Source organism: Campylobacter concisus ATCC 51562, assembly GCF_000466745.1.
Lineage (GTDB): Bacteria > Campylobacterota > Campylobacteria > Campylobacterales > Campylobacteraceae > Campylobacter_A > Campylobacter_A concisus_B.
Genome location: NZ_ANNI01000007.1, coordinates 1 through 20540 on the forward strand (window position 1 = coordinate 1; position 20540 = coordinate 20540).

Annotated in this window: 21 protein-coding genes; 3 read left to right on the forward strand and 18 right to left on the reverse strand. The window is 34.5% G+C overall.

Annotation, left to right across the window (positions count from 1 at the left end):
* Positions 1-120: 120 nt before the first annotated feature.
* Together ATCC51562_RS05765 and murA are read right to left on the reverse strand one after the other, a co-directional pair.
* Positions 121-1281: a molybdopterin molybdotransferase MoeA gene (locus tag ATCC51562_RS05765; protein WP_021091391.1), complete on the reverse strand. Its 1161-nt coding sequence runs from the start codon at positions 1279-1281 to the stop codon at positions 121-123.
* 2 nt (positions 1282-1283) lie between these two features.
* Positions 1284-2552 (reverse strand): UDP-N-acetylglucosamine 1-carboxyvinyltransferase, encoded by a 1269-nt coding sequence (gene murA / locus ATCC51562_RS05770; RefSeq protein ID WP_021091349.1) that lies wholly within the window; start codon positions 2550-2552, stop codon positions 1284-1286.
* A gap of 139 nt (positions 2553-2691) precedes the next feature.
* Here murA and ATCC51562_RS05775 point away from each other — a divergent pair, with 139 nt between their 5' ends.
* From ATCC51562_RS05775 to ATCC51562_RS05785, 3 genes are all read left to right on the forward strand, one after another.
* Positions 2692-3372: an NlpC/P60 family protein gene (locus tag ATCC51562_RS05775; RefSeq protein WP_021091340.1), complete on the forward strand. Its 681-nt coding sequence runs from the start codon at positions 2692-2694 to the stop codon at positions 3370-3372.
* A gap of 108 nt (positions 3373-3480) precedes the next feature.
* Complete coding sequence (locus ATCC51562_RS05780) at positions 3481-4290, forward strand: ferritin-like domain-containing protein (protein WP_021091348.1); 810 nt, start codon at positions 3481-3483, stop codon at positions 4288-4290.
* Positions 4290-4784: a SixA phosphatase family protein gene (locus tag ATCC51562_RS05785; protein WP_021091334.1), complete on the forward strand. Its 495-nt coding sequence runs from the start codon at positions 4290-4292 to the stop codon at positions 4782-4784. The genes ATCC51562_RS05780 and ATCC51562_RS05785 overlap by 1 nt, the downstream gene beginning before the upstream one ends.
* A 9-nt stretch (positions 4785-4793) precedes the next feature.
* Here the strand turns inward: ATCC51562_RS05785 and ATCC51562_RS05790 are convergent, their stop codons facing one another.
* Genes ATCC51562_RS05790 through ATCC51562_RS05865 form a run of 16 tightly spaced genes read right to left on the reverse strand, consistent with a single transcriptional unit; the run spans position 4794 to position 20362 of the window.
* Positions 4794-6053, reverse strand: a complete 1260-nt coding sequence (locus tag ATCC51562_RS05790; protein ID WP_021091384.1) for a methyl-accepting chemotaxis protein — start codon at positions 6051-6053, stop codon at positions 4794-4796.
* Positions 6054-6055: 2 nt separating this feature from the next.
* On the reverse strand, positions 6056-6556 hold the full coding sequence (locus ATCC51562_RS05795; RefSeq protein WP_021091396.1) for a PAS domain-containing protein: 501 nt from the start codon (positions 6554-6556) through the stop codon (positions 6056-6058).
* A 21-nt stretch (positions 6557-6577) separates the two neighbouring features.
* Positions 6578-7816, reverse strand: coding sequence for a type II secretion system F family protein (locus ATCC51562_RS05800; protein WP_021091303.1), 1239 nt, complete (start codon positions 7814-7816; stop codon positions 6578-6580).
* Positions 7813-9564 carry a GspE/PulE family protein gene (locus ATCC51562_RS05805; RefSeq protein ID WP_021091385.1) on the reverse strand — a complete coding sequence of 584 codons (1752 nt, stop codon included), beginning with the start codon at positions 9562-9564 and terminating at the stop codon, positions 7813-7815. Before ATCC51562_RS05805 ends, ATCC51562_RS05800 begins: the two co-directional genes overlap by 4 nt.
* A gap of 9 nt (positions 9565-9573) precedes the next feature.
* On the reverse strand, positions 9574-10113 hold the full coding sequence (locus ATCC51562_RS05810; RefSeq protein WP_021091284.1) for a hypothetical protein: 540 nt from the start codon (positions 10111-10113) through the stop codon (positions 9574-9576).
* Entirely contained in the window at positions 10110-10988 is an 879-nt protein-coding gene (locus ATCC51562_RS05815; RefSeq protein WP_021091318.1) for a hypothetical protein, read from the reverse strand. The genes ATCC51562_RS05810 and ATCC51562_RS05815 overlap by 4 nt, the downstream gene beginning before the upstream one ends.
* Positions 10981-11808 (reverse strand): ATP-binding protein, encoded by an 828-nt coding sequence (locus tag ATCC51562_RS05820; RefSeq protein ID WP_021091360.1) that lies wholly within the window; start codon positions 11806-11808, stop codon positions 10981-10983. The genes ATCC51562_RS05815 and ATCC51562_RS05820 overlap by 8 nt, the downstream gene beginning before the upstream one ends.
* Positions 11801-13321, reverse strand: a complete 1521-nt coding sequence (mshL, locus tag ATCC51562_RS05825) for a pilus (MSHA type) biogenesis protein MshL (protein ID WP_035167467.1) — start codon at positions 13319-13321, stop codon at positions 11801-11803. The genes ATCC51562_RS05820 and mshL overlap by 8 nt, the downstream gene beginning before the upstream one ends.
* The gene (locus tag ATCC51562_RS05830; protein WP_021091354.1) at positions 13299-13712 is read right to left on the reverse strand and encodes a hypothetical protein; all 414 of its coding nucleotides are present in this window, start codon (positions 13710-13712) and stop codon (positions 13299-13301) included. The genes mshL and ATCC51562_RS05830 overlap by 23 nt, the downstream gene beginning before the upstream one ends.
* The gene (locus tag ATCC51562_RS05835) at positions 13712-14359 is read right to left on the reverse strand and encodes a hypothetical protein (RefSeq protein ID WP_021091353.1); all 648 of its coding nucleotides are present in this window, start codon (positions 14357-14359) and stop codon (positions 13712-13714) included. The genes ATCC51562_RS05830 and ATCC51562_RS05835 overlap by 1 nt, the downstream gene beginning before the upstream one ends.
* Positions 14356-15876, reverse strand: coding sequence for a hypothetical protein (locus ATCC51562_RS05840; RefSeq protein WP_021091308.1), 1521 nt, complete (start codon positions 15874-15876; stop codon positions 14356-14358). Before ATCC51562_RS05840 ends, ATCC51562_RS05835 begins: the two co-directional genes overlap by 4 nt.
* 59 nt (positions 15877-15935) lie before the next feature.
* Complete coding sequence (gene era / locus ATCC51562_RS05845) at positions 15936-16805, reverse strand: GTPase Era (RefSeq protein WP_021091341.1); 870 nt, start codon at positions 16803-16805, stop codon at positions 15936-15938.
* On the reverse strand, positions 16802-18124 hold the full coding sequence (gene hslU / locus ATCC51562_RS05850; RefSeq protein ID WP_021091311.1) for an HslU--HslV peptidase ATPase subunit: 1323 nt from the start codon (positions 18122-18124) through the stop codon (positions 16802-16804). Before hslU ends, era begins: the two co-directional genes overlap by 4 nt.
* 8 nt (positions 18125-18132) lie before the next feature.
* A complete protein-coding gene (gene hslV, locus ATCC51562_RS05855; RefSeq protein WP_021084582.1) occupies positions 18133-18666 on the reverse strand; it encodes an ATP-dependent protease subunit HslV in 534 nt (177 codons plus the stop codon).
* Positions 18667-19113 (reverse strand): 50S ribosomal protein L9, encoded by a 447-nt coding sequence (rplI, locus tag ATCC51562_RS05860; protein WP_021091415.1) that lies wholly within the window; start codon positions 19111-19113, stop codon positions 18667-18669.
* Between the two features lie 25 nt (positions 19114-19138).
* Positions 19139-20362 carry an argininosuccinate synthase gene (locus ATCC51562_RS05865; RefSeq protein WP_021091295.1) on the reverse strand — a complete coding sequence of 408 codons (1224 nt, stop codon included), beginning with the start codon at positions 20360-20362 and terminating at the stop codon, positions 19139-19141.
* Between the last annotated feature and the right edge of the window lie 178 nt (positions 20363-20540).

Consider the following 20540-nt stretch of genomic DNA (forward strand, 5'->3'; position numbering starts at 1 on the left):
GGGAAACGAGATTCGAACTCGCGACCCCAACCTTGGCAAGGTTGTGCTCTACCCCTGAGCTATTCCCGCAGTTAAAATGAAGTCCGCATTCTATCAGATTGTTTTTCATTTGTCAAGATTTTATGGAAGTTTTATAAGAGAAATTTCACTATTTTGTAAAATTTCGCTTTGATCTGGGCTAGTTAAAAACATAAAAGTACTTTTTAAAATATGATCTATCATGCCAGAGCCGTATTTTCCACCATTTGTTGCTATAAATTTATCATTTTCAATATTTCCAAAAATGGCATTGATCCTGCCTGATTTTACCTTTAAATTTTGCGCATTTATAGCATTTTGTATCACAAAGCAATCCTCTTTTAAAAGAGGCAAAACAAGCATCATCATGCAAACATAAGCTGCCATTGGATTTCCAGGAAGGACAAAAATAAGTTTGCCATCTTTTTCATAAGCCTTGCAAGGTTTGCCAGGTCTTATATCAATATGTGAAAAAATTTCATTGTATCCAAGCTCGCTTAGAGCTATTTTCATAAAGTCAGCCTCACCAGCGCTTGCTCCGCCAGAACAGATAACTATGTCGTAGTTTGTGGCATTTAGAAATGCCTGTTTGACAGCACTTAGCTCATCTTTTATGATGCCAAGATATGAGCTATCTTGCCCAATAGAACTTAAAAGTGCAGCGATGCCAAAGGCATTTGCATTGTAAATTTCATCCTCGCTCGCTCTTTGCCAAGGCTCGATGATCTCGTTTCCGCTTGAGTAAACTGCAACACTAGGCTGTTTTTTAACATTTATAAAACTTATGCCCTGTGCTGCTAGTATCATTATGCCTCTAGTGTTTAAAACCTCGCCACTTTTTAATAAAATTTCACCAATCTTTACCTCTTCGCCTTTAAAGCGATACCCATCACCTTTTTTAAGATTATTTGGTGCTTTTATAAAATTTCCATCAACTACGCAGTCTTCAATCTTTATGATAGTATCAGCACCCTTTGGCATCTTCGCGCCAGTCATTATCTTAACGCACTCATTTTTGCCGATGCTTAGCTGCTCTTTATCGCCTGCAAAGGCACTTGCAACTATTTTATATGGCTTGTCTTTATCTTCAAATTTCACAGCAAAGCCATCAAGCGCAGAGTTATCAAAACATGGCAAGTCTTTTACCGCCACTACATCATTTGCCAATGTTTTACCAAGAGCCATGCTGATAGGTAAAATTTCACTATCTGTTTTTAATTTGAATTTAGATTTAAGCGCATCTAATGCATCATTTAGTAGCATTTTTACTCCTCAAGCCTAGTAATATTTGCACCAAGGCCTTGAAATTTCTCTTCTAAATTTTCATATCCTCTATCAAGGTGATAAATTCTATGTACCAAGCTTTCGCCATTTGCTATAAGAGCAGCTAGTATCAGCGCTGAGCTAGCTCTAAGATCTGTCGCCATCACATCGGCTGCATTTAGCTTGGCTGGTGCATAAACGCTTGCAATATGCCCATTTAATTTAATATCTGCTCCCATTCTAGCAAGCTCGCTAACGTGCATAAAGCGGTTTTCAAAAAGTCTCTCATCTATCGTGCTAACACCATTTGCCGCAAGGCAAAGCGCCATAAATTGAGCTTGCATATCTGTTGGAAAGCCCGGATACTCAGTGGTTCTTATCTCTACTGGTTTTATCTCTTTTGCTGGCAATATCGTGATCTTGTCGCCATCTATCTCTATACCAAAACCCATCTCTTCAAATTTATTTAAAATAGCCGTCATATGGGCTGCATTTGCCTTTGTGACTGAAATTTTGCTATTTGTTATAGCTCCAGCACAAAGGTATGTACCAGCCTCAATCCTATCAGGGATGACCTCGATATCGCAAATTTCAAGCAATTTTTGGCCGCTTCCAGTTATCTTTAGTTCACTTGTGCCGATGCCTTCTATTTTAACGCCACTCTTAGCCAAAATTTCACAAATTTGCACCACTTCAGGCTCAAGCGCTACGTTAAAAAGCTCTGTCGTGCCGTGAGCTAGAGCTGCAGCCATGATGATATTTTCGCTGCCAGTTACGGTGATCTTATCAAAAACGATCTTTGCGCCTTTTAGTCCATTTGGTGCTGTTGCAACGACGTAGCCTTGCTTTATTTCGATATTTGCTCCCATTTTTTCGAGTGCATTTAGATGCAGATCAATAGGTCTTTGTCCGATCGCACATCCTCCAGGTAGGCTCACTTCGCAGTGGCCAAAACGTGCAAGAAGCGGTCCGAGCGTTAAGATCGATGCTCTCATCTTTCTAACGATGTCATAATTTGCAGTAGTTGAGCTTACACTGCTTGTATCTATGCTTAGTGAGTTTTTGTCTTTAAATTCGCACTTTGCTCCTAGGTTAGTTAGCAGTTGGCAAAGCGTTTTTATATCAGCGACATTTGGGATATTTGTTAAATTTACACTTTTTTTTGCGAGTAAGGTTAGGGCGATGATCGGTAGAGCAGCATTTTTAGCACCGCTTATTTTTACTTCGCCACTTAGTTTGGTATTTCCTTTTATCTTTAAATAGTGCATCATTGTTTTTTGCCTTAAGAAAATATGTTTTTTGCCGATATTATATTGCTTTTTAACTTAGAATAAAGAAAGCAAAGCACTATTTCCGGTTCATTTACGTTTAAAAGTTAAAATTGCAAATACTAAAATTTTGGATATAAATATGTCAAATTCAATAAATAAAAAAATCTTTTTTATTCTTAGCATTATATTTTTTACAGGTTGTTCTTTTACCTCTAATCAACCGACAACTCCACAAAATGAAACAAATCAGACCGTAACTTCAAGTGTTGATTTTAGCGAGCAAATGATTGGTGAAATCATAGATGAAGATAATGATAGAGAAGATAAAAAATTTGGTTCTTTTTTTAAAAAATACCTAAATACAAGAGCTGGCGGTGATTGCTCAGGATTCGTTTCTATCGTAAATGCAAAGCATCAAAATATGTATTTTGATGAAAAGACAATAAATCGCTACTACGATAATGGCGGTAGAAAGTCAAAAGCGATCTATAATTTTTATGAAAGTAAAAATTTAATTACTCATAAAAATCCAAAAATAGGCGATCTTGTATTTTTCTCAAATACTCTTGGCAAGGGTGTTCAGAAAAATAAAGATAAGAAAAATATCACTCATGTTGGCATAGTTACAGCTGTTCTTGGCGATGAGACGGTAAAATTTATACATAATTCTGGCGGAAAGATAATTCATAGCTATATGAATCTAAAACAAAAAAATGTGCATCTAAAAGGAAATCAAGAGATAAATAGCTACCTTGTAAGGTGTTCAAACTCAAGTTGCTTGGCAGCAAATAGATTTGCTGGATATGGCAAAGCAAAATAAATCAGAAATTTTTACTAAAAACCTTTTAAAACAAATACTAGGCTCAAATTTTAAGCATTATTTATATAAATTTACACTTGTAAATGCAGATTTAAATAAAGAGAAAATATGAATTTTTTTGATGAAATTTGGGAAATTTTAAATGAAGGTGACATCGGGCTTAAATTTTTAAAATTTGAACTATTTTATGAGAAATTTAAACGAGATTTTAATATAAATTTTTGTGAAAGCTCTAAACCAAACGAGCTAATAACGCCTAGCTATGCAAAATTTTGTGAAGTAGTTAGCATGAAAGAGCTAAACAAAAAAGTAAAGCCAAAGGATAAAAATTTAAATTTTATCCATTCGGTAGCTCATATTGAATTTAGTGCTATTGACATCGCGCTTGATGCTTGTTATAGATTTAGAAATTTGCCAAGAGAATTTTATGAAGACTGGCTAGAAGTAGCTGAAGATGAGATCAGACACTTTTGTATGATAGAAAATTTGCTCTTAAAACAAGGCGGTAGATACGGCGAACTAAGTGTGCATGATGGCCTATTTATCGCACTTCAAAAGACTTCAGATAGTCTAACTAGCCGTATGGCGCTACTGCCACGATATATGGAGGCAAACGGCCTTGATGCAAACGCTCATATTATAAAAAGGCTCGAAGGTGAGGGCGGAAACGAAGAGCTCATTGAGTGCCTAAAAGTCATCTTAAAGGAGGAGGTCTCTCATGTTTATAAAGGCGATAAGTGGTTTAAATTTGCTTGTAAAAAAGAGGGTATTGATGAAAATAGTTACTTTGACATTATCTTAAGTTTGTATCCAAATTCATTTAAAAATGTTAGAGAGATCAATGAGCAAGATCGCTTAAAAGCTGGATTTAGCAAAGAAGAGCTTTGCTTGATAAAGAATTTCTCAAAGGAGAGATAGTGAGTAAAATTTATTTCATAAGACATTCAAAAGCGGTTGATGAGAATAAGGACGGAGCTAAAGATGCCTTAAGGGAGCTTAGTCAAAAAGGCAAAGAAGACGCTAAATTTATGGCAAATAGACTAAAAATGTATGATGTGATGCCAGGAGCCATCTTTTCAAGCAGTGCTAAAAGGTGCGAGCAAACGGCAAAGATTATCACTAAAACTTTAAAATTTAAAGAAGAGACCAGCCTTATAGATGAGCTTTATGATATAAGTTTTGAAGATCTTTTAAAATTTGTCAAAAATATAGATGAGAGTTTGGATGAAATTTTTATCATCACGCACAACCCAAGCATAACTGAAATTTGTGAGTATTTAAGCGATTCATCAATAGACAATATCCCAACTTCTGGAATATTTTGCGTTGAGTTTGGATGTAAATTTAGTGAGTTAAAAGAGGGTAGTGCAAAAGCGTTATTTTTTGACCACCCCAAAAAACATCAAAGATAATTTAACACTTTAGTTTTTATCTTTAAAAATTTCGTTATACGAAGCAAAAATTTGCTCGCTTAGATCTTCTATTTTTTTAGACTTATCAACAAAATAATTTAAATTTTGTTCATTATAGCCAGAAGCTGACTTCTCGAGCAAGAGTTTGATTTCATTATTTAGCGACGTTGTAAGTTCTTTTGACTTATCAAAATTTTTATTTTGCTTGTGTTCGCTTATACTCTCGTTCTCATACCAATCTAGCAGACTTTGCGCTAAATCACGTATTTCTTCACTATATCCTTGTTCGTTTATAAGATCAGAGTACACTTTAGTTTTGTAGGCAATTTGCGAAATTTTTGCAATTATGGCAAAGGTTTTATTTTCGACATATTTTGATGTTTGAGCAGTATTTTGTGCATTTGCATTAAACTCGCTCAATACCTTTTTGAAATTTTCTACATTTTGTGTCGTTAGTTTAGAAATTTCATCGATTTTTTTAGAATTTTCATCGATATCATTTACCTCTTGCTGAAGTGTTTTTATATTGACTTCTATGTCGCTTGCGGCTTTTTGTGTGTTTTCAGCTAGTTTTCTTACCTCATCAGCAACTACCGCAAAACCACGTCCGTGCTCTCCTGCGCGGGCAGCTTCAATGGCGGCGTTAAGAGCAAGCAGATTTGTCTGATCGGCAATATCTTTTATTAAATTTAAAACAGAGCTTATTTCAGAAGCCCTAGTGCTTAGCATACCAGTAGCATTTGAGCAGCTTTGTACTAGACCATCAAGCTCTCCCATGTTTTGACTAAGTTCGACGATGTTTGACATATTTTCTCTTGCTATTTGTGCAGTTTGTTTAGCATCTGTTGCTGTTTGGCTTAAATTTTTGATACTTTCATTTAGATCATCTCTTACATAATTTATACCATTTATACCGTTTCCAAGTTTGTCAAGCTCGCTTGATAGAAGACCTCTAACCTTGCTTTTTTGGCCGTCTTTTATACCTGTGACACCCTTGCTCATAGATATGGCATTTCGTTTAAATAAACCCCTAAACCCTTCTACAAATATATTTCTATATGTTTTCGAGTTTTGTGCAGCTTGGACTGAGGTTGAAATTTCACGTTGAAGCGCCTCAACTTGATCTAATAGATCATTTATGCCAAGGGCGACTTCATACATCTCGTCCTTTTCTCCAACATTGACAATGCGAGGCTCTAGTATGCCATTTCTTGCCGATTTGACAACACTTAAAATCTCATTTATTGCATTTGATTTTTTCTTAAACATATCTAGAGCCTTTGTAAGTTGTTTATAAATTCATCATAGCTTGTTGATTTTTCTTCCAAAAAATTAAATAAATATTTTTTAGATGCTTCGATACCGCCATCTCGTTCTAGCTCAAGTAGTTTTGCATAAAGTGGTTTTATGATCTCTATCGCTTTTGCATTTGGCTTACGTCTAACAGAATAGTATCCAACGATATTATCTTGTTGATCAAGTGAAGCTGTGATATTACCAAATACCCAGTAAAATCCACCATTGAGAGTTTTATTTTTAATAAAGGCAAAAATTTCCTCTTTATTTTGTATGCGCTCCCAAAGTAGCTTAAAAATAACTCTTGGCATATCAGTGTGTCTTATTATATTGTGCGGTTTTCCCAAGAGATCACCTTGTTTTACTCCTACGATATTTAAAAAAGGCTCGTTGCAATAAGTGATCCTTCCTTTTGTATCTGTTTTTGAAACTAAAAATGCGTTCTCATCAACGCCATATTCTCTTTCTATAGGCATTTTACTCCTTTAAATGTTGATTTAATTTTTAACAGCTTTTGCCATATCCCACATTGGCATAAATATACCAAGGGCGAGCAAAAGCACCATAGCTGCGATAAATATTAGTAGTATCGGCTCAATATAGTTTGAAATATTATCAATAATATCATTAAATTTCACTCTATAATAATCAGTAACTTTTTGTGTCATGTCATCTAAGCTACCACTTTGTTCGCCAGCACCTATCATTTGTATAAGCATGCCCTCATAAAGTCCTGTTTGCCTAAAGGCCTCGGTTAAGCTTATGCCGCGACCAACCAGTACTTTTACAGCAGTTAGCTTATTTCTTATATCTTGATTTGAAACAGTTACAACGGCAGTATCTAGCGCATCAGCGATAGGAAGTCCTGCGCGAACAAGCTCTGTAAAGATTAGATTAAATCTACTCATATTTGCAAAAAATATTATTTTGCCCACAAGATAGACTTTTAGTAGATATTTATCGACCTTATCCCTAAAATTTTCATCATTTGAATATTGCCTTTTTAGCAAAAAAGCAAATGCGACAAGAACAACTATTATGTATATACCGTAATTGCTCATTATGTATTCAATGTTTAGTAAAATTTTAGTAGGAAGTGGGAGATCGGCATTAAGCTGGCTAAAAATTTCTCGAAATTGTGGAACAACTGATGTCATAAGCACAATAAAAGCCAAAATTATAGAGCATATTACGGTTATTGGATACCTTATGGCTTTTTTAAATTTTTGCTGGTTATCCCAGACTTCCTGTAAGATAGAAGCTAGCTTTGATAATGCATCGGCCATATTACCAGTACTCTCTCCAAGCCTTACCATAGCGACAGTGACATCGCCTAGCTCTTCTTGAAAATTTTCTATACTTTGAGTTAAGCTTGCACCTTGATTTAGGTCTTCATCTAGTGTTTGAAATATTGCTTTTAGCCTTTTATCCTCGGTAGCATTTGCTGTCTCTTTTATGCCATCATGTATTGATATACCAGCATTAGTCATAACGCTAAGTTGCCTTATGGTAGCAACAAGAGCTGGAATTTTTACTTTTGAAGAAGAGAAAATTTTGTTAAATTTTTCTTGCAAGTCCAAAAAATCATTATTGATACTTGAAACTTGAGTTTCTTTGATCTTTACTATCATGCCTTGAATATTTGCACGATTTTTTACATCATTTTTGCTATTGGCCTTTAGGCTCATCTTTTGGCGTTTGCCATCTTTTATATATTCTATTTCATAAAATTTCATATCTTGGCAACTCTATATACTTCTTCGATTGTTGTTACACCATTTGCTGCGCGTATAACGCCATCGTGGAACATATCTATAAAGCCTTCGTCATAGGCAGCCTTTTTAAGCTCTTCTTTTGAAGCGTTGTTTGCTACGATACTTGCTATATGATCGCTGATAGACAATATTTCACTTATCATTTCACGCCCTAGATATCCGGTTTGTGAGCAGTGTTGGCAACCTACGCTTTTATAAAACTGATAATCTTTAGGAAGAAATTTCTTAATCTCATCAAGAGCTTTTTGAGATAGCGTGACTTTTTGTTTGCAATACGGGCAAAGCTTTCTTACAAGCCTTTGCGCCTCAATGCAAACTAGTGCACCACTCACTAAATATGGCTCAATACCCATATCAACCATACGAGGTAAAGCGCTAATAGCGTCGTTTGTATGAAGTGTAGAAAAAACCAAGTGGCCAGTTAGTGCTGCTTGAATTGCGATTCTAAGCGTCTCTTGATCTCTGATCTCACCTATCATAATAATGTCTGGATCTTGCCTTAAAATAGAGCGAAGAGCTGAGATAAAAGTAAGCCCAGCCTTCTCATTTACATGTACTTGTTGGATCATATTTAGCTGATACTCAACCGGATCTTCAACGGTAATAATCTTAGTTTTTACACTTTTTATGTCATTTAATGCACCATAAAGTGTAGTCGTTTTTCCTGATCCTGTCGGACCAGTAACTAGGATGATGCCATAAGGCGCTTTCATGCTCTTTTTAAACTTAGCAAAGTTATCTGGATGCATACCGAGGTCTTCAATGTTTATGATAACTTTTGATTTGTCCAAAATTCTTAAAACTATGCTTTCGCCGTTTAAAATAGGTAGTGTGGAGATACGAAAATCGTACTCTTTATCTAAAATTTGAGCTGAAAATCTACCATCTTGTGGGCGGCGACGCTCTGCGATATCCATATTTGAAAGTAGCTTCATACGGCTAACCATCGGAGGATAGATATCTTTATCAAATATAAATGTCTCACTTAGCATACCATCTATCCTGCTTCTTACGATGCAGTTTGTCTCAGTTGGCTCGATGTGAATATCGCTTGCTCTGCTTTGAATAGATGTTTTTAAAATTATCTCAATTAGTTTTAAAATTCCAGAGCTTTCTGTGCTTTGCCCTTGACTGCTAGAGCTTGAAAGCTCTTTTCTAATCTCTGTAATGACGTCTTTTATACTTTCATTAAGAGCTATTTTATTTATATATTTTTCTATCTGGGCTGGATCGGCGCAAGCTACTTTTAATAGCTTTCTGTTAAATAAATTTTGAACTTTATCTTGAATGATCACATCAAAAGGATTTTTAAAAGCAACATAAACGCTTATCTCATCTTCTTTTACAGGGATGGCGTTATATGATTTTAGCTGCGAGGTGCTTAGCTTTTCACTGATACGGTAGTCGATATCTATATCATCAAGATCAAAAAATGTGATTTTAAATTTATCACATACATATTGAATAAAGCGCTTTTGATCTATCTGAAGACTAGTCGAAATTTCATCAATGTCAGTGTGTCCTCTTCTATAAATATCAGATAGAATTTCAAAAAAAATCTCTTCTTCTAGCATATTTTCTTCAAGCAAAATAGCCAAAAGACTTTTTTCGTTTATTTTTTTTATCTCTATAATCTTTAAAATTTGCTCATCATTTAGTTTATTAAGTTGTTCTAATGTCTTTAGCGTTAAATTTTCTAAATTATTCATCTCTTCTCTTTATCTATACTCAATCTGCGAAGTAAGATCGTCATTTTTAAAAATTTTTAAAATCATTTTTGCAAAATTTGAGCCAACAATTGCACTAAGCTCATATCTTGTGTCTGAATTTGGCTCTTCAAAAATAAATACGCCAAGCTCCTCAACGTATTCTTTTTTGACAAATTTATCAAATATAAATGAAAGAATGTAATCGCTCTTTGGAAGCCTAATATAGCTTATATCAGCCCCATCCAAGATAGCATGAAGCAATAGCTTTTTTTTAAGTAATATATCAGCAAAATACGCTGCATTCTCTCTTGAGCTTTGTGTTTTTGATAGTTTGCTTGCTGGAAGAGCGAGCCTATCTATATCATTTGTTTTTAAGCAAGATATGCCAAAGATATTAAGAAATTCTTCATTTTGTGAATCTTTTAAAAGATCTTGTATTTTTTGATTACAAATTTTAGGATATTCAGCTTTTTCAAAATAACTTTTAATGTCAGCCGTCCCAATAGCAAAGGCATTTAATGATAAAAATATAATAAGTAAAAATTTCACAACGTATCACTTTTTATCTTATTTATTAGCTCATTTATCTCGGGCTTATTTTTATTTTTATTATATTCTTCTAATGCGCGCAAGGCATCATCTTTTTGTTTTAGCATATATTTTGCCTTAGCAAACATGACCCAAGACTCCTCAATGCTACTATCTAAATTATTTGCCGATAGTGCCCATTTTATAGTGTCGCTATATCTTTTATCTTGATAGCATTTTCTTGCTATTTTAAGGGCTATTTCTGGATTTTTATTTTTATTAAAATCTTCCTTTAGTATAGAAATTTCATTGTTTTCACTTGAAATTTGAATATCAATTTTTGGCTTTGCCTTTGGTTCTAATTCTATTATTTCTTCATTTGGTAAAGGCTGTTCATTTTGCATATTTTCATTTTCAGTTGGTAAATTTAGCTTTAACCAACCGCCACCGCTTCTTTGCTTTTTATCTGCTGTCTGCTCTTTGTTATCTTCATTTAATTTTATGGATTGTTCTAGCTTTTTGGCTATTTTCTCAGCAAGCTCATCTTGCTTCTTATCTGATTCAAACCTCTCTTTTGCCTGCTCACTTTTTTGTTTGCCATCTTCTAAAATATTTTTGCTGACATTAGTTTCAGCAAAGGTCATGTTCTTTTCTTTTATATCTGTTTGTATTGTCAAATTTTTCTCAACTAAAGTTGGAGTATCGGTTGTCTCTTTTTCGTTTTTAGCATTTGAGAAAAATAAAAAAGCACCAAAGATAAAAGCAATTAGCAAGGTTGTAATAATTAAAAGACCTAGCTTTTTATGTGACAACAATTTTAAAAGGCTATTTTTATTCTTTTTTTCGTACTCTTCATAAAGCTTTTCTAGCCTTTGAATTTCTTGTAATTCAAGCATGAATTATTCCTGTATCAAGTGCAGACATTGTCAAAATTTTAATATTTGCATCCTCGCTACTTAATTTTGATGGCTGGTTTTGTTCGTAATATTCACAAATTTCATAAAATTTATACATAATTTTATTTAGTGTGCGTAGATTTCCACAACAAAGCTCATAGGCTTTGTCATAGTCTTTTTTCTGAAAATTTAGGTATTTATCGTAGCCCTTTTGTCCTATTTTTCTTTGCAAATAAACTATAATTTCATTCGTGTTTGCACTTCCAAGCTCTATACTCTCCCAAATTCTAGTTTGAAAATAGTCCTTTGCTAACACATCTTCATTTTCAGTTTTATGAATAGTAAATAGAAATTTAAATAATCTTGTATCGGCCATTAGCCTTATTTTTTCGATCAATTCAGTAGGATAAAGTTGTGCTTCATCCAAGATGACGACTATTTGGTTTTGTAAAATTTCATCTTTATTTTTAAATTCTTTTGAGTAGTGTGCAACAAAACTTTCAAAATTATTTATATTATCAATTTTATTTCCGTATATATCTTCACAAAGAGCTTCTATAAATGTAGCCTCGCTAAAAAAAGGATGCGGGAAAAAAATTAATTTTTTATCCTTTTGAAGATCAGAGGCTATCTTGTTTAACAAAAAGGTCTTTCCACTACCAGGCTTGCCATAAAAAAGTATAAGCTTTAATGGCTTTTTTAGAGCCGAAACGATCTTATTGTAACAAGTGATTGAGTTATCTAGATTAACAAAATCAGCTACTTCGTCTTCGTTGATAAAGATATCTTTTATATCTGTATAAATATTCTTGTTATTCATAGATCGTTTTAGAAAAACCTAAGTCTTTTAGTGATTGATTAAGTGGCTTTTTTTTGTCAAAATCAACTACATGAGGAGTGATGACAAAGATAAGCTCTGTTGTTTTTATATTGTCTCTTGTACTTTTAAAGACGCCACCTATAAGTGGGATGTCAGAAAGAAGAGGTACAGAAGTATTGTTTTTACCCTTTGTCTGACCTATTAATCCACCAAGAATAATAGTATCACCGCTATCAACTTGGACGACAGTTGAGAGTTTCTTTTGTACTGTATCTGGAGCGATCTCTCTTAACGCATTTTGTCTTGTGTCGTCTTCAGCGTATTTGAAGTTACTAAGCGATGGATTGATTCTAAGCATGATTTTATTATTATCAGAAACTTCTGGTAATAAATTTAATAATATACCTATAAAAACAGAGTATTGTTTATAAGTAGTTGTCAGCCTATCACTATTGCTGTTTCCATTGTCAGTTTTTTGTTGAACACGGTAGTTTATATTATCACCAACTGAGATTAGTGCTTGCTGATTATTAAGTGTTGTTACTTTTGGGCTTGATATAACCTTTGTCTTTCCATTTGTTTCAAGAAAATTTATCATTCCATCAAGGCTGAAATTTAAATTAGCTGCAATATTTAATGTGCGTCCAAATCCATCACTTAGGCTATTGCCTTTATTTGTCCAAGTAGCACTTGAGCTCGGATTATTTCTTGAATTACCAATGTATGTATTAAACCCGAGTTCAAATTTACTCCAGTCAACACCTTGCTTGTATTCATTATTTAACTCAACTGAAATAATAGAAACATCAATAATTACTTGTTTTTTTAGTCTTTTTTGCATTTCATCTATATATTTCTCGACACGCTTAAGTTGAGAAGGAGTGGCTGTAACAGTGATAAGACCTGCGTTTTGATTTATGATAGGATCAGGTGCTGTGATATGTTCGCTACTATTATTTAAAATAGCTTTGAGCTCAGCATCTAGTTTTTCCCAAAAGTCAAACCTTTCGGTAGTTTTTATAAGGTTGCTTGAGCCTTGAGAACTATCATCTTGGGAATTATCGCTACTACTTGAGCTACTAGAAATTTCAGATGGAGTAGCATCCACTGAAGCTTGGGTGACAGCAGTTCCTTCTCTAATAGAAGTTATATAGTCTAGTTTAAAAATTTGAGTTTTTAAAGATAAAATTTTTAATACATTATTTGAAAACTCGTAGCTTAAATTTTTCTCACTTAAAAGCAGGTCAAAAACTTCGCTAAGACTCATATTTCTGATATTAACACCAAAAACTTTATCTTTTAGCTCTGTCTTGCTATAAGTATCCTTTGCAACAATACTAAAGTTACACATCTCTGAAAGCTGATTTAACACATCTACTAGTGCAACATCATCTGAAATTTTCATATTAAAATTCTTGCTTAAACAACTACTCTCATTAGCACTAGCATAGTTCATATTCAAGCAAATGAGTGCACCTATTATTAATATTTTATTTAATTTTAATCTCAACATTTTTACTTCCATTTTTTAAAATTAGCTCTTGTTTTTCATCACCTTTTACTAAAAAAACACTATTTTTAGTAATGTTGGTTATTTTGTAACCATCAACAATATCACCGACAGCATACCACTTGGAATCAATATTTGCTTTGTTTAATAAAATTGCTTTTAAACTAAGCCCTTTTGAAGCTTGAGTGACAATTGATGAATTTTGATCTGTTATCGTCTTGATAGGTTCTTGTTTAAAAGGATTTTTTATACTAGAAAGCTCAATATCGCTAAGACCGCTTCTTTTTTCCTTTATTTTTTCAAAAATTTTATCATAAGAGTCCATTTCCTCTTGAAGCTGATTAGCAAAAGCAATATTTAAAAATAAAAAAGCCAATAAAATTTTTATTTTCATTAGTATTTCATCCCCCAAACAGATATTGAGATCTTAGCGCCAAGCTCTTTTTGGGTAGAATTTACATCCATTTTATGAAGATCAACTACTAGCTTTGATTCTTCAAGGCCATTTATATATGAAAGCATATCTTTAAAACCTCCCAAAAATGTCAAGTCAATATTTAAAATTTGCTCAATCTTTTGGAAATTTGGCTCTTTTATATCGCTTTTTAACTCTAAAATTTTTATATTATTTTGCTTTGCTAAAGATACGATGTTGTCTAAAAAATTTGCCCAATTTTGATCGTTAAATAATAAAAATGATAGTTCTTTTAGCTTTGAATCAAAATGAGCATTAAATTTTAAAACACTAGAGTATTTGCCTTTAAGCGTTTCAAGTATTTTTGACTCTTCATTTATTTTAAAATTTTTATCCCCACTAGGTGAGCTAGTTGATCTTAAATAATCTCTTGTTCTTGAAAGATCATTGCTAATTTTAGTATGCGCATTAAGTCTTTCATCATAAAAATCTTGCGACGGATCAAAGCAAAGCATATAAACAATATAAATAATAATTAAAGCTGAACCCAAAAAAATTATATTTGTTTCGCTTTGCTTTTTTGCATCAAAATACTTATCTATTTTACTTAAAACGTCTTGTCTCATTGTCTAATCTCTATACTTATATTGCTTTCATACTCGTTGTTTTGTTTATCTTCTTTAATTTTTTTTGTATTTACTGAATATTTAGGCATCTTGCTAATATCTTTTATTAGCTGCGTAATCCTTTTTTCATTATCGCTAACAACCGTTACAGTTAAATTTTTATCGTTATTTTTAATATTTGTTATAAAAACGCTATTGTTATTTATCATATCGGTAATTTCAAAAAGATTTAAACCTTTCATTACGTAATGATCTTTTTTGTTTTCAATTTCTTGAAGCAACCCTTTTCTAAAATTTAACTTCTCTTCCTCTTTGTCAGTTAATCCTTTTATATCATTTTGATCTTTCTTTAGTCTTTCAAGAGTATTTCTTATTTGTGCTGCTTGCGCATTAAGCACATCAAGCTCATCACTTAGTCTTTGCGAATCTGCCTCTAAAATACTGCCAGCTATATAATTATAAAGTGGATAGGACATGCTTAGGCAAAAAGCGGCAGCACATGTCAGTATAAATTTACCACTTTTTCTTTTTGTGAACGGATCAGGCCTAAGCAAATTTGAGAAGTTAAAATCAGCATTAAAGGCCTCTTTTTTGTAAAAATTTGCATATAAAGCCATCATGTTATATCGTTCACTAATGGCTAAATTTTTAGAATTTATTACAGTACTTGTATTTAATTTCGTAGCATTTGTGCCAAGCTTTGTATTGATAAATTTTTCAAAACGCTCTATTTTATAGTCGCAGTCAATATAGATATTTTTTATATTTATGCTATAGATTCTATTGACAACATTTATCGTGTCATTTACGTAAAATATGTAGTCCTCAAAAACAGTATTTAGATCGTAGCTAAAGCCTTCTTCATTGCTATCTAAAAGTCCTCTTGTCTTTAGGATATTCAAAAAGCTTTCTAGGCTTACTCTTTCGCCACTTTGCTCTATAAATTTATCTTTTAGATAATTTAGTGTGTATCTTAAACCTCTTGATGTAAGGTATTCTCCATTTACATAAATGCTTATAAATGCTTCATCGGCCCTAAATGTCAAAAAACAATCACTCTGAGTGCTAGGAAGTAAGCCCTTTTTATAGATAGCACTATATAAGAGTGGCTCTACAACGACATAATCTATAAAAGGTACTCTTTTAGAAATATTTTTAAAAATTTTATTTATCGTTTCGTTTGTAGCAATAAAAACATTAAAAATTCTATCTTCTTTTTCAACATTGCTTTCAAAATAAACTATTTTATAGTCAATCGCAGGATCAAGAGAGAGCTCTTCGTAAATTTTGATAGAGATATTGTTTTCAATATCCTCATCATCTATTGTTCTTGAGATGTTTATGGTAGCTGTTATTATATCTTTGTACTCAATATAAGATATAAAAAAGTCTCGCTTTAGAATATTCTTTGAAAGACTTAGCGTATCGACATTGCTATTAGAAAATCTAAAACCTTCATATTCATAAGGATCTAGTGTAACGATTGGATTATCGTTAATTTTTCTAAGCTTTAACATAAAAATTTACCTCATAATGCTCTAATTGGGCTGTATTTTAATATTTTTACAATAAAAAATCAATAACCAATTATTTTATTAAGGCTCTTTTCTTCTTTACTCCAGCCTTTTTTAACGACTACATCGAGCTTTAAAAAGACCTTTGATCCGGTTAAATTTTGTATTAACTTTCTTGCAAAAATTCCTATTCGTTTTATCGTTTCACCATTCTTACCGATGATCATACTTTTATGAATTTCACGCTCAGTGATGATGCTCGCATAAATTTCAGTTATGCCAGGTTTTTCTTTTACGCTTTTTATGATCGCATCGCTAAGATATGGGACCTCATCGCTTAAATTTTCATAGATCGCTTCAAGTATAAATTCTCTAAAAATTTCTTTTTCATTTGTTGAAGTAAGAAATTCCGGATCGTAAAAATACTCATGCTCTGGCAAAAGCTTACAAATTTCATCAAGAAGCGGCTTTTTATAGGTTGGCTGCTTGGTGCTAAAGGTAAGCAAAGCTGTAAATTTATCTTGAAATTTTTGATACTTAGTGATCTTTTCAAGCACTTTTGCGTTTGAGCTCTCATCGACTTTTGTTAGCACTAAGATGTGTGGTTTTTCAGGATTTAAAGCTAGAAATTTTTCATAGTCACTTGTATCATCATGAATAGGCGCTAAAAATACGATAAGATCGCAGTCTCCCATCGATTTTATTGCTTGGCTAATTAGTAATTGATTTATCGCCTTGTTGCTCTCGTGAAGTCCAGGTGTGTCGGTGAAGATGATCTGATCTTCACCGTTCATTACTATACCATTTATCTTTCTGCGGGTTGCATTTTGCTTGTGCGAAACAATGGCGATCTTTTCGTTTAACAAAGCATTTAAAAACGAGCTTTTGCCAGCATTTGTGCGTCCTATGATGCTAACAAAGCCTGATTTCAAAGTATGTACCTCGCTAGATCTTGATTCTCAACCACGTCTTTTAGGCGCTCTTTTACGAGCTCTTTTGTCACATTTATCTTCTCGCCGCTCTTTTCGCTAGCTTCAAAGCTGATATCTTCTATCACGCGCTCGATCACCGTATGAAGGCGTCTAGCACCGATGTCTTCCATCTTTTCATTTGCTGCGTGAGCGATCCTTGCTATCTCTTTTATCGCTTCATCGTCAAATTCTAGCTCGACATTTTCAGTTGAAAGAAGTGCGATATATTGTTTTAAAAGCGAATTTTTTGGCTGAGTTAAAATTTGATAAAGCGCGTCCTCATCAAGGCTATCAAGCTCCACTCTTAGTGGAAAACGGCCTTGAAGCTCTGGGATGAGATCGCTTGGTTTGCTTATATGAAAGGCACCAGCCGCGATAAACAAAATGTGATCTGTCTTTAAATTTCCAAATTTAGTATTTACGTTTGAGCCTTCAACGATAGGTAGTAAATCTCTTTGTACGCCTTCTTTACTAGGATCTTGCCTGTTTGAGCTACCTGAGCCAACGGCTACTTTATCGATCTCGTCTATAAAGATGATACCTTCGTTTTCAGCTCTTCTTAAAGCCTCAGTTTTTATGCTCTCAAGGTCTAAAATTTTATCATTTGCTTCGCTTTGAAGAGCTTTTTTAGCGTCTTTTACCTTCATCTCTTTTTTGATGTTTTTACCGCCGATGCCAATTATCTTTATAAAGCTCTCTTGCATCTGCGCCATATCAGGTGGCACATTTGAGCCAGCTTCAAGTGGGTTTTGCTGCACCTCGATCTCGATACTTAGCTCGTCAAGCTCGCCGTTTCTTAGTCTATTTAACATTTTTTCATAGCTCTTTGCGTACTCTGCTTGTTTCTCTTCACTCGCACCTTTTGGAAGTGGTGGAAGTAGCTTTGAGACGATCTTTTCTTCGATGTAGGCGTTGATTTTATCTTGATTTTTCTCGCTTTGCTCGTTTTTTACGAGATTATATGAGGCCATTGCAAGGTCTCTTACCATGCTCTCAACGTCACGACCAACAAAGCCAACCTCGGTATATTTGCTAGCTTCAACCTTGATAAATGGCAGTCCCATCATCTTTGAAAGACGCCTTGCGATCTCAGTTTTACCAACACCAGTTGAGCCGATCATCAAAATGTTTTTTGGCATGATGTCATCTTGCAAGCTCTTTTCAAGCTTCATACGGCGATAGCGGTTACGAAGTGCAATCGCTATGATCTTTTTGGCGTCCTTTTGACCGATCACATAGTCATCTAAAAATTTAACAATTTCTCTTGGTGTTAAGTTCATTTTCTCTCTTATTCTAAAACATAAGTTTTGATGTTCGTATTTGTATAGATGCAAATTTCGCCGGCGATCTTGAGGCTCTCTTTGACTAGCTCCTCTTCGTCTATATCGGCAAATTTATCTAAGGCACGGGCCGCTGAAAGTGCGTAGTTACCACCACTTCCGATAGCTGCTATCTTGCCATCTTCTGGTTCTACAACATCTCCAGTGCCACTAAGTAAGAAAATTTTATCCCTATCAAGCACAAGCATCATCGCCTCAAGCTTTCTTAGATACTTGTCTTTGCGCCACTCTTTACTAAATTCTATAACCGCTTTTAGCAAATCGCCCTTTGTATGCTCTAAATTTTTCTCAAACATATCAAAAAGATTAAACGCGTCAGCAGTGCTACCAGCAAAGCCAGCTAGGACTTTGCCGTTGTGAATTTTGCGGATTTTAACGGCATTGCCTTTTAAGACAGTATTGCCAAAACTCACTTGTCCGTCGCCGCCGATGACAGATTTATTTTTGCCTTTGTAGGCTAAGATGGTTGTCGCATGAAACATCTACTCTCCTTGCACATCAACCTTTAAATTCGCATTTATCGAGTGTCCGAGCTTTACATGAACGTCATAAAGGCCGACTGCTTTTAGATGCGTATCCATGTCGATCGCTTTTTTCTCGACAACTAAATGATGAGTTTTTTCAAGCTCTGCTGCGATCTCCTCTTTTGAGACCGAGCCAAAAAGCGAGCCATTTGCACCAAGGGTTTTTTTGATGACGACTGTCACTTTTTCAAGCTCTTCTTTAAGCTTTTCTAAATTTGCGATCTCATATTTTAGCTCTTCAGCCTTTCTCTTTTGAGCCGCTTCATATTGGCGAAGGACATCTGGAGTGGCTGCTTTTGCAAAGCCTTTGCCGATTAAAAAGTTATTGCCATAGCCATCTTTTACCTCTTTTATCTCGCCAGCTTTTCCAAGCGCCTTAACATCTTTTATTAATAATACTTTCATTTCTTTCCTTTTTCAATTTTATTTTTTAGTAAAATTTTCGCCCATTTTTACGTGCGATGATGAAGCGAAGTGCATTTAGCTTGATAAACCCAGCTGCATCTTTTTGATCATACACGCTGTCTTCCTCAAATGTGCAGTATGCCTCGCTAAATAGATTGTCATTTTTGCTGTTTCTGCCAAGGATAGTCACGTTGCCTTTATAAAGCTCAACTTTAACAGAGCCATTTACGTGCTCTTGACTTTTGTCGATGAGAGCTTGAAGCATATTTCGCTCAGGTGACCACCAGTAGCCGTTGTAAATTAGCTCGGCGTATCTTGACATGATCTCATCTTTTAAGTGAGCCGCACCGCGGTCAAGTGTGATGCTCTCTATCGCTCTGTGAGCTTTTAGCATTATCGTGCCGCCAGGAGTTTCGTAGCAGCCGCGGCTCTTCATGCCAACTGAGCGGTTTTCTACGATGTCAAGTCTGCCTATACCGTGTTTTGCGCCAAGGCGGTTTAGCTCGGTTAAAATTTCAGCTGGGCTCATTTTTTTGCCGTTTATGCTCACTGGATCACCTTTTTCATAGCCGATCTCGATGATCTCGCTCTTATCTGGAGCATCTTTTGGACTTACTGTCCATCTCCACATATCATCTTCTGGTGCGTGGCTTGGGTCTTCAAGCACTAGACCCTCATAGCTTATGTGAAGTAAATTTGCGTCCATTGAGTATGGGCTTTTGCCTGGTTTTTTGGTGATATCTATGCCATTTTTCTCAGCGTATGCTAAGAGCTTTTCACGGCTGTTTAGATCCCACTCACGCCATGGAGCGATGATAGTTAGGTTGTCACCAAGTGCGTAATATCCGAGCTCAAAGCGAACTTGGTCGTTGCCTTTGCCTGTTGCTCCGTGGCTCACGCCATCAGCGCCAACAAGTCTTGCGATCTCGCTTTGGCGTTTTGCTATTAGTGGGCGCGCTATCGAAGTGCCAAGCAGATACTCGCCCTCATAGATGGCATTTGCTCTAAACATTGGAAACACATAATCACGTACAAATTCTTCTCTTAAATCTTCTATAAAAATATTTTCAGGCTTTACACCAAGTGCTAAGGCTTTTTTGCGTGCAGGCTCTAGCTCCTCGCCTTGGCCAATGTCAGCTGTAAATGTGACTACTTCGCAGTTATATTCATCTTGAAGCCATTTTAAAATGATACTTGTGTCAAGTCCGCCAGAGTATGCTAAAACCACTTTTTTTACGTCTTTTTTCATAGCTCTTCCTTTTGTTAAAATGGTCGTATTTTAGCCTAAATTGATTAATTTTTAATAAACTAATTTAATAAATAATGTAAGTTTTTTCTTAGAAAATTTTATAAAAAAGCTTACTATTTAAAATTATGATAATTAATATTGTTTTAAAAGATACTTCGCTAAATTTCAAACTTTTTCA

Coding starts and splice junctions, on each gene's coding strand:
- murA (WP_021091349.1), bottom strand. CDS start 2,552: ATGATGCACTATTTAAAGATAAAAGGAAATACCAAACTAAGTGGCGAA.
- ATCC51562_RS05840 (WP_021091308.1), bottom strand. CDS start 15,876: ATGTTAAAGCTTAGAAAAATTAACGATAATCCAATCGTTACACTAGAT.
- rplI (WP_021091415.1), bottom strand. CDS start 19,113: ATGAAAGTATTATTAATAAAAGATGTTAAGGCGCTTGGAAAAGCTGGC.
- ATCC51562_RS05765 (WP_021091391.1), bottom strand. CDS start 1,281: ATGCTACTAAATGATGCATTAGATGCGCTTAAATCTAAATTCAAATTA.
- ATCC51562_RS05800 (WP_021091303.1), bottom strand. CDS start 7,816: ATGAAATTTTATGAAATAGAATATATAAAAGATGGCAAACGCCAAAAG.
- hslV (WP_021084582.1), bottom strand. CDS start 18,666: ATGTTTCATGCGACAACCATCTTAGCCTACAAAGGCAAAAATAAATCT.
- ATCC51562_RS05830 (WP_021091354.1), bottom strand. CDS start 13,712: ATGAAAATAAAAATTTTATTGGCTTTTTTATTTTTAAATATTGCTTTT.
- ATCC51562_RS05775 (WP_021091340.1), top strand. CDS start 2,692: ATGTCAAATTCAATAAATAAAAAAATCTTTTTTATTCTTAGCATTATA.
- ATCC51562_RS05815 (WP_021091318.1), bottom strand. CDS start 10,988: ATGCTTGAATTACAAGAAATTCAAAGGCTAGAAAAGCTTTATGAAGAG.
- ATCC51562_RS05795 (WP_021091396.1), bottom strand. CDS start 6,556: ATGCCTATAGAAAGAGAATATGGCGTTGATGAGAACGCATTTTTAGTT.
- ATCC51562_RS05865 (WP_021091295.1), bottom strand. CDS start 20,362: ATGAAAAAAGACGTAAAAAAAGTGGTTTTAGCATACTCTGGCGGACTT.
- ATCC51562_RS05835 (WP_021091353.1), bottom strand. CDS start 14,359: ATGAGACAAGACGTTTTAAGTAAAATAGATAAGTATTTTGATGCAAAA.
- mshL (WP_035167467.1), bottom strand. CDS start 13,321: ATGTTGAGATTAAAATTAAATAAAATATTAATAATAGGTGCACTCATT.
- hslU (WP_021091311.1), bottom strand. CDS start 18,124: ATGAACTTAACACCAAGAGAAATTGTTAAATTTTTAGATGACTATGTG.
- ATCC51562_RS05805 (WP_021091385.1), bottom strand. CDS start 9,564: ATGAATAATTTAGAAAATTTAACGCTAAAGACATTAGAACAACTTAAT.
- ATCC51562_RS05820 (WP_021091360.1), bottom strand. CDS start 11,808: ATGAATAACAAGAATATTTATACAGATATAAAAGATATCTTTATCAAC.
- ATCC51562_RS05790 (WP_021091384.1), bottom strand. CDS start 6,053: ATGTTTAAGAAAAAATCAAATGCAATAAATGAGATTTTAAGTGTTGTC.
- ATCC51562_RS05780 (WP_021091348.1), top strand. CDS start 3,481: ATGAATTTTTTTGATGAAATTTGGGAAATTTTAAATGAAGGTGACATC.